Origin of the sequence: Streptomyces sp. AgN23 (genome assembly GCF_001598115.1) — a bacterium.
Taxonomy (GTDB): domain Bacteria; phylum Actinomycetota; class Actinomycetes; order Streptomycetales; family Streptomycetaceae; genus Streptomyces; species Streptomyces antimycoticus.
Map to the genome: position 1 here is coordinate 7,451,920 of NZ_CP007153.1, position 13,647 is coordinate 7,465,566.

Genomic DNA, 13,647 nt, shown 5'->3' on the forward strand with positions numbered 1-13,647 from the left:
GCGCCATGGCTGAGGCGGTTCGTCGTCCCGGTCGACTGGATTGTCCCCGCAGCCACAGGAGGTGTCTGTGGAGCCGCTGAGCCAGGACGATCCTCGACGGCTCGGCCCGTATTACGTCATCGCGGGGCTGGGGCCGGATGCGGGAGAAGTTCCCGCTACGGCCCGCCACTTCATCGCCCGCGGTGCCGCGGGGGACCGCACGGTGGTTCTCACCGCACCGTCGCAGGAGCTCGCGGACGACGTCGCGTACCGGGAGCGCTTTTTGGCGGAGGCGGAGAACGCGCGCCTTCTGGGCGGCGGACGGCCCCCGCTGTGGCTGGCCCCCGTTGTCGAAGTCTCAGGCGGGGGTACGGGGCAGCCCTGGAGTGCCACGCCGTTCTTGCCGATGCTGTCGCTGCCCGCCGCGCTGGAGGCGAACGGGGGGCCGCTTCCCGTGCGCACCGTAAGGGCGTTGGGAGCGGCGCTGGCCGAGACGCTCGCGGAGGTGCACACCGCGGGCTTCGTTCATGCGGGTGCCGCGCCGGGCACGGTCTACCTGGCAGGGGACGGCCCGCGGTTGATGGGCTACGGCGCGGTGCGGGCCGCCGCTCCGGACGGTGAGGCGCGGGTGGGGCTCCCGGGGCTGGAGGACGACGCGCTGCCCCCGGAGCAGGCCGCGGGCGGGCGGCCGCGGCCGCTGGGTGACATCTTCGCGCTGGGCGCCGTGCTGGCGTACGCGGCGACCGGGCGACGGCGGCCGGACGCCGAGGATCTGCCGGAGGAGCTGCGGGCCGCTCTGGTCCGGTGTCTGGCCCAGGATCCGGCCGACCGGCCAACGGCGCGGGCGCTGCTGGACGAGCTGATGAGCGGGATACGCGTCCCCCTGCCCCGGAGCATCGTGAGCCCGCCCGCAGGCGCGCCGCTGACGGTTGTCGACGCGGGATCCGTGGGCCCGGACGGCGGTGCGGCGTGGGGCCCGGACGGCGGTGCGGAGCCGGGAGCGGGCTTGGGGTCGACCGCCCTGGACAGCGCCGGTGGCATCAGCCGGGCCGCGAGGGCGCTGGGACCGGGGTGGCTGCCGGGGCGGCTGGTCGCCGCGTTGTCCGAGCTGTCCTCGGCGGTGCTGGCGGCGGAGATCGAACCGGCTGAGGCGCCGTCGCCGGTGACATCGGGTGTGCCAGTGGCGCCGGGCGCTGCCGTTCACCGGGCGGAGGCGGAGCGCGGCGCCGCACATTCGGCTGTGTCCGGGCACGGGCCGGTGCACGGGGCCAGGACCGGGGCTGAGGGCAAGGCCGACGGAGCCTCGTCCCGGAAGACCTTCGGCCCGTCCCTCAGCCCTTCCCGGCGCCGGCTTCTCCTGGGTGCCGCCGGTGGTACGGCCGGGCTCGCCGTCGGCGGCGGCGCCACATGGCTGGCGACGGCCCCGGACTCGCCCGCACCGCTCACTCCGGCCCAGCGCCTGGCCGCCCACCGCCCTCGCCGTCGGCTTCCGGGGGCGCCGCCCACTCCCTTGTGGCGCTACGACGTCAAAGGGGTGGCCTCGGCGTACGCCCCGCTCGTCTGGCGTGACGAGGTCGCCGTCCTCACGGGGAAGCGGGCCGTCGTGGGGATCGATCTCCGTACGGGTAAGCGGCTGTGGACGCGGGACGGGCTGCGCCCGGCGGGTCAACCCTGGGTGGCCGATGGGGACGTGCTGGTGGTCCCGGGGGACGGGCTGGTCGCGCTGGAGCCGCGGACCGGTCATATCCAGTGGCATTCGCGCAATTTCCGGCAGGGTGCGCGGAGTTCGTTCACGGGGCTGCTCGCGGTGGCCGGGAGTACGGTCTGGTTCACGGCGACGGTAAGGGGCGAGGGCGGAGGCGCGAACGGTGGCCGCGTCGTGGTCGCCTATGACGTCCGTGAGCGCGCGGAGTTGTGGCGCGGTCCCGTGCCGGCGGGTTTGGACGAGGGACATCTGCTGAAGGACGCGCTGGTGGTGATGGCAGGTGGTGACCAGGACGGAACGGCGGCCAAGAGGGCCGTCGCGCTCAGTCGGGACCACGGGAAGGAGCTGTGGCAGCGGGTCTATCCGGGCATGACCGCGAAGGGGCTTGTCGCCACCGACGCCCGTCGCACGCTCATCGCGGCCCTCGGAACCACTTTGCGGGGCTTCGACGCGGCCCAGGACAAGGCCGCCCTGTGGTCCGTCAGTTCCAAGGGGAAAGGACCCGAGGGCCGGCCCGCCGATTTCGGGCTTCCGCTCGTCCACGGGAAGACCGTCTATGTCGCCGACGGTGGTTTCGCCCTCCACGCGATCGAGGCGGCGTCCGGCGAGATCCAGTGGCAGCGGGCCTATGGCTTCGTGATGAAGGTGCTTGCGGCGCCGCGCACGCCCGACACGCTGGTCAGCCCGGCAGGGCGCAGGGTGCTGGTGGCCGGTGACGCTGAGGTGGACGCGTTCGACGCCGAGGACGGCTCCTTGCTGTGGCGCTTCACCGACGCCGGTGCGGATCCCAGCCCGCGCGCCCAATCGCCCCGCCGTAAGGTCGCGTTGACGGATGGCAGGGTCGTCGTCGCCGGGAGCGGAAGCGTCTACGCGCTGCCGCTCGATTAGGAAGGACGCATGGAACCGCCGATTCTGGGCCACCGGACGGGACGGACCGATCACAAGCCTCCACAGCGCACCGACCACGACGGGGGGCAGCGGATCGGCCCGTATCGAGTCCTCGCCCCCCTGGATGTGCCCGGGCATGCCGATGACGCCGCCCGCTGCCTGGCCCGGGACGTGCGAACGGGTCGTACCGTCGTCCTGACCCTGCCGTATCCGGCGTCGGCCGACGCCGGATACCGGGTGCGGTTCCGGGCCGAGGCCGAGAACTCCCGTCGGCTGCACGGCCCCTGGGTGGCACCGGTCGTGGACGTCGCCCCGCCTGATGCGGAGCTTCCCTGGGTCGCCCACGGCTGCTTCCCCGCCCTGACGCTGCCCGCGGCCCTGGCCGCGCACGGCGGGCCGCTCCCCGAGGACACCGTGCGCGCGCTGGGCGCGGCTCTCGCCGAAACCCTCGCGGCCGCGCACGCCAACGGCTTGGTCCACGCCGGGATATCGCCACAGGCGGTACTCCTGACGCCGGACGGCCCCCGGCTGACCGGGTACGGGCTCCTCCGGGTCGCCACCGGCAATCGCCCCGTCACACCCCATGGAGGCCGTCCCGCGACCTCGTACACCGGCGGGGCCGCCATGGCCTACGACAGCCCCGCCGGGCTGCCGCCCGAGCAGCGGGCCGGTGAGCCGCCACGCCCTTACGGTGACGTCTACGCGCTGGGGGCCGTGCTGGCCTACGCCGTGACCGGCCGTAAGGACGCCGGGCCCGCCGCCCTGCCGCCGGGGCTGCGCGAGCCCATCGCCGCCTGTCTCTCCTGGGACCCGGCACACCGCCCACAACCCGCCGTCCTCGCCCGGGAGTTCCGCTCGACCGCGGCTCCCGTCTCACCGGGCCTCGTGCCTCAGGCCGTCGGGGCGGCCCTCGCCGAGCAGGCCGCGCACCACCCCGCGGACACCCCGCCGCCGGACCTCCCGCAACCCGTCGGCCACTCTCCTTCCGCGGGCCGGGCGCCGTCCCGGCGCTCCGTAGCCATCACCGCCCTCACCGGTGCCGCCGGACTGGCCCTGGGGATCGGCGGGACGGTCCTGTGGCGGGCCGTGACGGACGATCCGCCCGCCCCGCCCGAGCCCCTCGCCCTGCGCGGGGTCGCCCCCGCTCCGCTGTGGCGCCGCCGCATTGAGACCGAGATCGACGGCACGCCACTGCTCTGGGGGAACAGCCACCTGCTCGTACCGGGTGCGGGCGAGGTGACGGCGGTGAGGGTCCGCGACGGACAGAAGATGTGGACCCGTCACAACGTGTGGGGTGTCGGGGACCTCAGCACGCTCGGCGGTGGCCTTGTGCTGAAGCCGGGGCCCAGGGAGCTCATCGCCCTGTCGGCGCGTACCGGGCAGGTCAAGTGGGTGGAACGGGGCTACGACGGCCAGAAGCGCCCGCGGTTCAGCTATCCGCTGGCGGCCGACGGGAAGACCCTCTGGTTCCTGGCTCAGGACCAGGAGGAGACCGCCAGCGTCGTCGCCTATGACCTCAAGACCCGTCAGGAGCGGTGGCGCACCACGGTCCCCGGCGGTTTCGGCGGCTCCGAGGAACACTCCGCGGTGCTCCGCGAGGACTCCCTCCTGCTGTCGAACCGCGGCGAGTCCGCCCCCGACAACCCATGGACCTATCTGGCTCTCGGCCGGCGCGACGGGGCCAAGCTGTGGACGCGGGCCTACAAGGGCGTCCTTACCGTCGCGGATGGTCCGACGGAGATCGTCTCCGGGGATCTCCTGATCACCTTCGCCTCGGACGTCGTTTCCGCTCATGAGATATCCAGCGGCAGAAAGCGATGGCACTTCAGTTTCAGCGAGCTCGTGTACACCGACGGTGCGCTGCACGGCCGGACGCTCTACGCGACCGACGGCGACGCCGTCACCTACGCCATCGACGTGGCCCACGGCAAGCTTCTCTGGCGCCGCCGGGCGGCCGTCGACGCGGCCTCCCCCATGTCGGAGAGCGAAACAGCGCTGAGCCACTCCGGCCGGACCGTCTTCCAGATCAATGCCTCGGAGGTGGAGGCGCTGGACTCGGCGGATGGTTCACTGCGCTGGCGCTTCGCCCCAGCGGCCGAGGGAGCGTCGGCCGGGGCCCTCAGCGGGTCCGTCCTCAGCGCGCCCGGTGTGGCCCTCATCAGGAATGACCAAGCCTTCTACGCACTGCCGGTGGACTGATACCAATGGCCCATCCCCTCAGCCATGACGACCCCCAGCGCCTCGGTCCGTACACGCTCGTCGCCCGTCTCGGCAGCGGCGGCATGGGCACGGTGTACCTGGGCCGCTCATCCGGTGGTCGTACGGTCGCGCTGAAAACCATGCACGCGCGGTTCGCGGCGGAGACGGAATTCCGCACCCGCTTCCGGTTGGAGACCGACGCCGCGCGGGTCATCGGTGGGCGGCACGGAGCGCAGGTCATCGACGCGGACACGCTCGCCCCGACCCCCTGGCTCGCCACCGAGTACGTCCTCGGCCCGCCGCTGGACGAGGCGGTCGCACTCTGTGGCGCCCTGCCCGAACGGGCCGTACGGGCGCTGGGAGCCGCCCTGTGCGACGCGCTCGCCCAGTTGCACCGGTCCGATGTGGTCCACCGCGACCTCAAGCCCTCCAACATCCTGCTGACCGCCCTCGGCCCCAAGGTCATCGACTTCGGCATCGCCCGCGCGGCGGGTGACGACCGGCTGACCCGTACGGGCGCGGCAGCCGGAACGCCCGCCTATATGTCGCCCGAGCAGGTGGCCGGTGGTGAACACGCGGCCGAGGGCGATGTGTTCGCCCTCGCCGGAGTGCTCGTCTTCGCGGCCACCGGCCGTCCGCCCTTCGGCAGCGGACAGCCCGCCGATCTGCTCTACCGGGTGCGGTACACCGACCCCGACCTGTCCGGCCTGCCGGAGGGATTGCGCGTCGCACTGGAGCCGTGCTTCGTCAAGGACCCCCGGCGGCGGCCCGGTACGGCCGAACTCGGGCCGCTGCTGTACGCCGGAGGCGGTCACTTCGCCGATCATCTGCCGGACCCCGTCCTGGCGGAGATCGCCCGGCTCGGCACGGCCGTATGGGAGATTCAGCCGTCCAGGTTGCCCGCGCCCGTGGAGGAGGACACGGCCGGTGCGGCCCGGCCGCCCAGGCCGGGCGGGGTCTCCCGCCGTAAGGTCGTCACGATCGGAGGAGGCGGGGCCGTAGCGGCCGTCGCGGCTGCCGCCACTTGGGCCTGGCTCGGTCCCGACGGCGGCGCGGGCGGCACCGCGGCCCCGACGCCCGCGCCCACCACACGTCCGCCCGGGACCCCGCCGCGCGTGTCCTGGAAGTTCACCCCGCCTTCCAGCACTGCCATGGCCGAATGCGCGGTCTTCCTCGCCGGGGACCACACCGCGGTCATCGCCGACACCGGGCTGTACTGGATCGACGCCGAAACCGGAGCCAGGCGCGGCGCCAACGACCTGGTGACGAAGGCGCAGCACGCCGTCTCCGACGGCCGGCGGCTACTCGCCTGTGACTCCAGCGCCGATCACGTCCGGATCGCCCCTGTGGATCCTGCAACGGGTAACTTCCGGACCCCGCTCGCCACGGTCAAGGACCTGGAGGTCGACGACGTACGACTGCTCGCCGCCACCTCGAACGTGATTTTCCTGGAAGGGACGAGCCGTAAGGGCCTCGTGCGTGTGGCCGTCGACGCGCGAACGGGGGAGGAGCGGTGGCGCCGGGCCAGCGACACCCCCGAGCTCCAGGACCCCCTCGCGACCCCCGCGGGCTCCTCGCTCGTGCTCTCCTTCCGCGAGCGGGTCACCGTGGTCGGCGCCGCTGACGGCAGGCGCCGGTGGTCGAAGATGCTGGCCAAGGAGAGCTACCGGATCCTTCCGGGGACGCAGCGCCACACCCTCTCGGACGGGCTCCTCTTCGTCGGCGGGAAGGACCTCCTCGCCGTACGGCTCTCCGACGGTGAGGTCGCCTGGCGGTTCGGCGAGAGACGGAAGGCCGGTGACAAGAACGAGCCGGACGCCGCGCGCTATGGACCGCCCCTGCTCAAGGACGGCGTGGTCCACAGCCTCGAGACGGGCACCGGCCTGGTCGCCGTGGACGCCAAGAGCGGAAAGCTGCGGTGGGAGCAGAAGAAGGGCACGGGCCCCGCGCTCAACTTTCAGTATCCGCCCGCCCTCGGCAAGAAGTACCTCTACGCCTTCCCCGACGTCGGAACCGATCAGTGGGCGGCGGCGATCGACCTCCGCGGCCACAGGGCGGCGTGGACGTTCCAGGGCCCCGGCACCGCCATGGCCTCGCTCAACCCCACCATGACCGTCCATCGGGATGCCGGCCGGCTGATCATCGCGGGCGGCTCCACCGTGTGCGCCATCCCGCTGGAATGACCGGGCCCCCGGACCCGTCCCGTCGCGCCGCCCCACCCTCTAGGAGCCTCCGCTCATGAACCCTCTCGGCACCGGCGATCCGCTGCGCCTCGGCCCGTACCGCCTCACCGGCGTACTCGGCGCGGGCGGCATGGGTCAGGTCTATCTCGGGCGGGATTCCGGGGGCCGGACCGTGGCGGTCAAGGTGTTGCGACCCGAACTGTCCCATGACACGGGGATGGCTCAGCGTTTCGTGCGTGAGGCGCACGCGGCTCAGGCCGTGCGGAGCGACGGTGTGGCGCGGGTGCTCGCGGCGCAGACCGAGGGCGGGCGGCCGTGGATCGCCACGGAGTTCCTCGCCGGGCCCACGCTCGACCAGGCCGTCGAGCGGTACGGCGCCCTGGAGGAGCCCACCGTAAGGGCGTTGGGAGCCGCGCTGGTGCGCACGCTCCACGACATCCACGGTGCCGGGCTGGTCCACCGCGACCTCAAACCGTCCAATATCGTGCTGACCTCCCGTGGCCCGAGGATCATCGACTTCGGGATCGCCCGGCCCGAGCACGGACTGACCCTGACCACCACGGGACAGACCGTCGCCACCCCCGGCTACGCCGCGCCCGAGCAGGTGCTGGGGCAGCGGACGGGCCCGGCGGGTGATGTGTTCTCCCTCGGAGTGGTCCTCGCCTACGCGGCGGGCGGACGGCCGGTCTACGAAGGCGGCCACGTGGCCGCCGTGCAGTACCAGGTGGTGCACGGCGACCCGGAGCTGGGCTCGGTGCCCGGCGCGCTGCGGCCTCTGGTCGAGCCCTGTCTGTCCAAGGACCCCGGGGGCCGCCCCGGTCTCGACTGGATCGGCCAGGCGCTGGCGCCGCCCCGGGGCGCGGACCGGGCCTGGAAGAGCGGACCGCTCGCGCAGGACATCGCACGGCGCGAGGCGGATGCCCGGCGCATGGCCGCGTTGCCCGGCGACCGGACAGGCCTCTCCAGGCGGCGGCTCATCGGCACGCTCGCCGCGGGCGGCACCGTGCTCGCGGCGGGTGGCGGAGGCGTCGCGTGGTGGCTGCTGCGCGGTGACGAGACGGAGGCCGGTGGACGGCCCTGGGAGGCCGAGCCGCTGGCCCACTACAACGAGGGGACGGCCCCGTCGCCTCTGTGGGGACCCGTGGACCTCGGTTCCATCGGTGTCGCCGATGCGCGGACGCCGGCCCCACTTCCCGTCCACGACCTCGTCGTGGCCCTGGCCGAGGGCGGCCTGCGGGCCTATGACGTCCGCACCGGCCGGGCCCGCTGGACATCCCGGACAGCCGGACCGACCGGGCGCCCCCTCGCCGTATCCGATGACACGGTCCTTACGGTCGACAGCGAGGGCGTGCTGCACGCGTTGAACGCCCAGAACGGCAAGGAGCGGTGGAAGGTGTCTGCAGCGGAGGCGGCGACCCTGCTCGCCGTGGACGACAAGGCCGTCTATACAGCCACCCGTGGGGGTGAATTGCGCGCCGTGGCGCTGACGTCGCAGACGTTCCTGTGGACGGTGCCCTCGCCGGTGAGGACCTCCGAGAAGAACCCGGCGGCGGCCGCAGTGGCCGACGGCCGTCTGGTGGTCTGCGGTGAGGACGGCCAGGTCGTGGCACTCGACACCGCCCGTGGAAAGACCCTCTGGGGGCCCGCACGGCACGGAACCACGGCCCTCGCCCCGGCCGTCGCCGACGGCACCGTCTACCTGGGCGGCCGCTCCCTCACCGCGCTCACGCTGTCCACGGGCGAGAAGAAATGGTCCCAGCCCAGTGGTGGCGGGCACGGCTGGGGCGCACCGGTCGTCGAGAAGGACGTCGTCTACGCCGTGGACGCCACCGATCTCTCAGCCCGCCGTACGGACGACGGAACGGACGCTTGGACGCTCACGTTCGCCTCCGAGGACAGTTCGCAGGACGCCCCGGTGATCGCGGGGAACAGCGTCTGGGCGGGCGCCGGGGAGGCCGGTTCACGCGGCGTCGCGGCGGTGGACACCCGTGGTGGAAGGCTCGCCTGGCCGTACACCCAGGGCACCGAGGGCCGCTGGGCGCTGTCGGCGGCCGGCAACCGCGTCTTCATGCTGCACAACGGCACCCTGACCGCCATGCCCGTCTTCTAGCCCCACCGCCCCGCTCCATCAGCGTGCCCACCCCCATCAGCGCCCCCGCCCGACCAGCGCGCCCCCACCCTTGTCGTCCCTCCCCCAGCCCCCGCGCACCCCCCGCCAAGACGCTGGTACTCTGTGTGCTGGCCGTTTGCGTACGCGTCCCCGGAGGCTCCGAGTCTCGGGAGACAGCGCCCAGCGGACCCCGCCTCCCGAGTCACGGAAGATCCCCTGAGACAACGACCAGGGGCACTCGGCGGCTGATACGAAGCAAGGAGTACCGAGTGTCGCTCGACGCCGCTACGAAGAAGCAGATCATGACCGAGTTCGCCACCAAGGAGGGCGACACCGGCTCCCCCGAGGTCCAGGTCGCGCTGCTCACGCGCCGCATCTCCGACCTGACCGAGCACCTCAAGACCCACAAGCACGACCACCACTCCCGCCGTGGTCTGCTGCTCCTGGTCGGCCAGCGCCGCCGGCTGCTGCAGTACCTGGCGAAGAAGGACATCACGCGCTTCCGTGCGCTGGTCGAGCGCCTGGGCATCCGCCGGGGTGCGGCGGGCGCCAAGTAAGACGCCAAGGAGGGAGCGGTTCCCGCTATGGGGGCCGCTCCCTTTGCCATACACGGCGCCGTACGGTTTCAGCCAAAGGTGACCTGTACGGCCTTCACGCCGGTGCGTAGCCAGTGCGCTACGTACCGTAGGGGCCGGAGAGCACAGCCGTCGTGATGACGGCCGAAGCTTTGTAGTCTGGTCCCAACAACGCCATAACGAACGAGGAGGAGCGCCTCATTCCCGCCGCACCGGCGCCACAGGAGCCGGTCCTCGGTAGTGGCTCCCGGAACTGGCAATTCCGGTGGCTTCGATCGAAGACCGGCCCGGCCGCCGGCCCGCAAGGCCAGGGGCGCTGCTCCACCACCGTCCCCCGTCACACGGACGAGGGACGCAGAAGAGGAGATTTCCCTGGTGGAGAACGAGACCCACTACGCCGAAGCAGTCATCGACAACGGCACCTTCGGCACCCGCACCATCCGTTTCGAGACGGGCCGCCTGGCCCGTCAGGCCGCCGGTTCCGCCGTGGCCTACCTGGACGACGACACCATGGTGCTGTCGGCCACCACCGTTTCCAAGAACCCCAAGGACCAGCTCGACTTCTTCCCGCTCACGGTCGACGTCGAGGAGCGGATGTACGCGGCGGGGCGCATCCCCGGCTCGTTCTTCCGCCGTGAGGGCCGCCCCTCCGAGGACGCGATCCTCACCTGCCGTCTGATCGACCGCCCGCTGCGCCCGTCCTTCAAGAAGGGCCTGCGCAACGAGATCCAGGTCGTCGAGACGGTCATGGCGCTCAACCCCGACCACCTCTACGACGTGGTCGCGATCAACGCCGCCTCCTGCTCCACGCAGCTGGCCGGGCTGCCCTTCTCCGGTCCCATCGGCGGTACCCGCGTCGCCCTGATCAAGGGCCAGTGGGTGGCCTTCCCGACCCACTCCGAGCTGGCGGAGGCCGTCTTCGACATGGTCGTCGCCGGCCGGGTGCTGGAAGACGGCGATGTCGCGATCATGATGGTCGAGGCCGAGGCCACCGACAAGACCATCCAGCTGGTCAAGGACGGCGCCGAGGCTCCCACCGAGGAGATCGTGGCCGCCGGCCTGGAGGCGTCGAAGCCCTTCATCAAGGTCCTGTGCAAGGCGCAGGCGGACCTCGCCGCCAAGGCCGCCAAGCCGACCGCCGAGTTCCCGATCTTCCTCGACTTCCAGGACGACATCCTGGAGGCGCTGACCGCCGCCGTCCGCGACGAGCTGGCCCAGGCGCTGACCATCGCGGGCAAGCAGGAGCGCGAGGCCGAGCTGGACCGGGTCAAGGGCCTGGCCGCCGAGAAGCTGCTGCCGCAGTTCGAGGGGCGCGAGAAGGAGATCTCCGCCGCGTACCGCGCGCTGACCAAGACCCTGGTGCGCGAGCGCGTCATCAAGGAGAAGAAGCGCATCGACGGCCGCGGCGTCACGGACATCCGTACGCTCGCCGCCGAGGTCGAGGCGATTCCGCGGGTCCACGGCTCGGCGCTGTTCGAGCGCGGCGAGACCCAGATCCTGGGCGTCACCACGCTGAACATGCTCCGCATGGAGCAGCAGCTGGACACGCTCGCGCCCGAGACGCGCAAGCGCTACATGCACAACTACAACTTCCCGCCGTACTCCACCGGTGAGACCGGCCGCGTCGGCTCCCCCAAGCGCCGCGAGATCGGCCACGGCGCCCTGGCCGAGCGCGCGCTGCTGCCGGTGCTGCCGACGCGCGAGGAGTTCCCGTACGCCATCCGCCAGGTCTCCGAGGCGCTCGGCTCCAACGGCTCGACCTCCATGGGGTCGGTCTGCGCCTCGACGATGTCGCTGCTCAACGCCGGTGTGCCGCTGAAGGCGCCGGTCGCGGGCATCGCCATGGGCCTGATCTCCCAGGAGATCGACGGCGAGACCCACTACGTCACCCTCACCGACATCCTCGGTGCGGAGGACGCGTTCGGTGACATGGACTTCAAGGTCGCCGGCACCAAGCAGTTCGTCACCGCGCTGCAGCTGGACACCAAGCTGGACGGCATCCCGGCCTCCGTGCTGGCCGCGGCCCTCAAGCAGGCCCGCGACGCCCGGCTGCACATCCTCGATGTGATGAACGAGGCCATCGACGTCCCGGACGAGATGTCCCCCAACGCGCCGCGGATCATCACCGTCAAGATCCCGGTCGACAAGATCGGTGAGGTCATCGGCCCCAAGGGCAAGATGATCAACCAGATCCAGGAGGACACCGGCGCCGACATCACCATCGAGGACGACGGCACCATCTACATCGGTGCCGCCGACGGCCCGGCCGCCGAGGCCGCCCGCGCGACCATCAACGGCATCGCCAACCCGACCATGCCGGAGGTCGGCGAGCGCTACCTGGGCACGGTCGTGAAGACCACCACCTTCGGTGCCTTCGTCTCCCTGCTCCCGGGCAAGGACGGCCTGCTGCACATCTCGCAGATCCGCAAGCTGGCCGGTGGCAAGCGCGTGGAGAACGTCGAGGACGTGCTGAAGGTCGGCGCCAAGGTCCAGGTCGAGATCGCCGAGATCGACCAGCGCGGCAAGCTCTCCCTCATCCCGGTCCTCGAGGGCGAAGAGGGCTCGGACGCGGATGCGGACGAGGCCGGCGCCGAAGCGCAGCCCCAGACGAAGGACGAAGCCGCCAAGTGACGTCCCGCGACGACGAGACGACGGCCCGCACCTCTTCGGAGGCGCGGGCCGTCGCCCGTACCCAAACGCTTCTCGAGGGCGAGAACGGCATCGGCACGGTCCGCAAGACGACCCTCCCCGGGGGCTTGCGCGTCGTCACCGAAACCCTCCCGTCCGTGCGCTCGGCGACCTTCGGCATCTGGGCGCACGTCGGCTCGCGCGACGAGACCCCGACGCTCGGCGGCGCCACCCACTACCTGGAGCATCTGCTCTTCAAGGGCACCCGGCGGCGCAGCGCGCTGGACATCTCCGCCGCCATCGACGAGGTCGGCGGCGAGATGAACGCGTTCACCGCCAAGGAGTACACCTGCTACTACGCGCGGGTGCTCGACACCGATCTGCCGCTGGCCATCGACGTCGTCTGCGACATGCTGACCGGCTCGGTGATCGGCGCGGCGGACGTGGACGCGGAGCGCGGTGTCGTCCTCGAAGAGATCGCGATGACCGAGGACGACCCGGGCGACTGTGTGCACGACCTGTTCGCCCACACCATGCTCGGCGACACCCCGCTCGGCCGCCCGGTCCTGGGCACCGTCGACACCGTCAACGCCCTGGGCCGCGACCAAATCGCCCGCTTCTACCGCAAGCACTACGACCCGACGCATCTGGTCGTCGCCGCCGCGGGCAACGTGGACCACGACGACGTGGTGCGCCAGGTGCACGCGGCGTTCGACGGGGCGGGCGCCCTGTCCCGCACCGACGCGGTCCCGGTCGCCCCGCGCTCCGGCATCCGTGCGATCCGTACGGCGGGCAAGGTCGGGCTGCTGAACCGCAAGACCGAGCAGGCCCATGTCGTCCTCGGCATGCCCGGCATCCCGCGCACCGACGACCGCCGCTGGGCGCTCGGGGTGCTCAACACCGCGCTCGGCGGCGGTATGAGCTCCCGGCTCTTCCAGGAGGTCCGGGAGAAGCGCGGGCTCGCCTACAGCGTCTACTCCTACACCTCCAGCTTCGCCGACTGCGGACTCTTCGGCGTCTACGCCGGCTGCCGTCCGAACCAGGTGCACGACGTTCTCAAGATCTGCCGCGACGAGCTCACCCAGGTCGCGGAGAACGGCCTGAGCGACGAGGAGCTGCGGCGCGCCGTCGGCCAGCTCGCCGGCTCCACCGTGCTGGGCCTGGAGGACACCGGCGCGCTGATGAACCGGATCGGCAAGAGCGAGCTGTGCTGGGGCGAGCAGATGTCGGTGGACGACATGCTCGAGCGGATCGCGGCGGTCACCCCGGACGAGGTGCGCGAGGTGGCGCGCGATGTACTGGGGCAGCGTCCTTCGCTGTCCGTCATCGGCCCGCTGAAGGACAAGCAGGCGGCCCGTCTGGACGAGGCCGTCGCCTAGC

7 protein-coding genes are annotated in these 13,647 nt (G+C 72.0%); all 7 read left to right on the top strand.

All coding sequences use genetic code 11. The annotated features are described in order from the left end of the window. The first annotated feature begins 67 nt into the window (after window positions 1-67). The 7 genes from AS97_RS32475 to AS97_RS32505 all read left to right on the top strand — a co-directional run bounded on the left by AS97_RS32475 (window position 68) and on the right by AS97_RS32505 (window position 13,646). Window positions 68-2,572, top strand: a complete 2,505-nt coding sequence (locus AS97_RS32475) for a PQQ-binding-like beta-propeller repeat protein (RefSeq protein WP_210566131.1) — start codon at window positions 68-70, stop codon at window positions 2,570-2,572. Window positions 2,573-2,581: 9 nt separating this feature from the next. Next, the gene (locus AS97_RS32480; protein WP_210566132.1) at window positions 2,582-4,771 is read left to right on the top strand and encodes a PQQ-binding-like beta-propeller repeat protein; all 2,190 of its coding nucleotides are present in this window, start codon (window positions 2,582-2,584) and stop codon (window positions 4,769-4,771) included. A 5-nt stretch (window positions 4,772-4,776) separates the two neighbouring features. Beyond that, window positions 4,777-6,954, top strand: coding sequence for a serine/threonine-protein kinase (locus tag AS97_RS32485; RefSeq protein ID WP_210566133.1), 2,178 nt, complete (start codon window positions 4,777-4,779; stop codon window positions 6,952-6,954). Between the two features lie 55 nt (window positions 6,955-7,009). After that, window positions 7,010-9,064: a PQQ-binding-like beta-propeller repeat protein gene (locus AS97_RS32490; RefSeq protein WP_210566134.1), complete on the top strand. Its 2,055-nt coding sequence runs from the start codon at window positions 7,010-7,012 to the stop codon at window positions 9,062-9,064. 269 nt (window positions 9,065-9,333) lie between these two features. Then, the gene (rpsO, locus tag AS97_RS32495) at window positions 9,334-9,621 is read left to right on the top strand and encodes a 30S ribosomal protein S15 (RefSeq protein WP_020868053.1); all 288 of its coding nucleotides are present in this window, start codon (window positions 9,334-9,336) and stop codon (window positions 9,619-9,621) included. A gap of 393 nt (window positions 9,622-10,014) precedes the next feature. Next, on the top strand, window positions 10,015-12,270 hold the full coding sequence (locus AS97_RS32500; protein WP_059142228.1) for a polyribonucleotide nucleotidyltransferase: 2,256 nt from the start codon (window positions 10,015-10,017) through the stop codon (window positions 12,268-12,270). After that, on the top strand, window positions 12,267-13,646 hold the full coding sequence (locus AS97_RS32505) for a pitrilysin family protein (protein ID WP_059142229.1): 1,380 nt from the start codon (window positions 12,267-12,269) through the stop codon (window positions 13,644-13,646). The genes AS97_RS32500 and AS97_RS32505 overlap by 4 nt, the downstream gene beginning before the upstream one ends. The last annotated feature ends 1 nt before the right edge of the window (window position 13,647 follow it).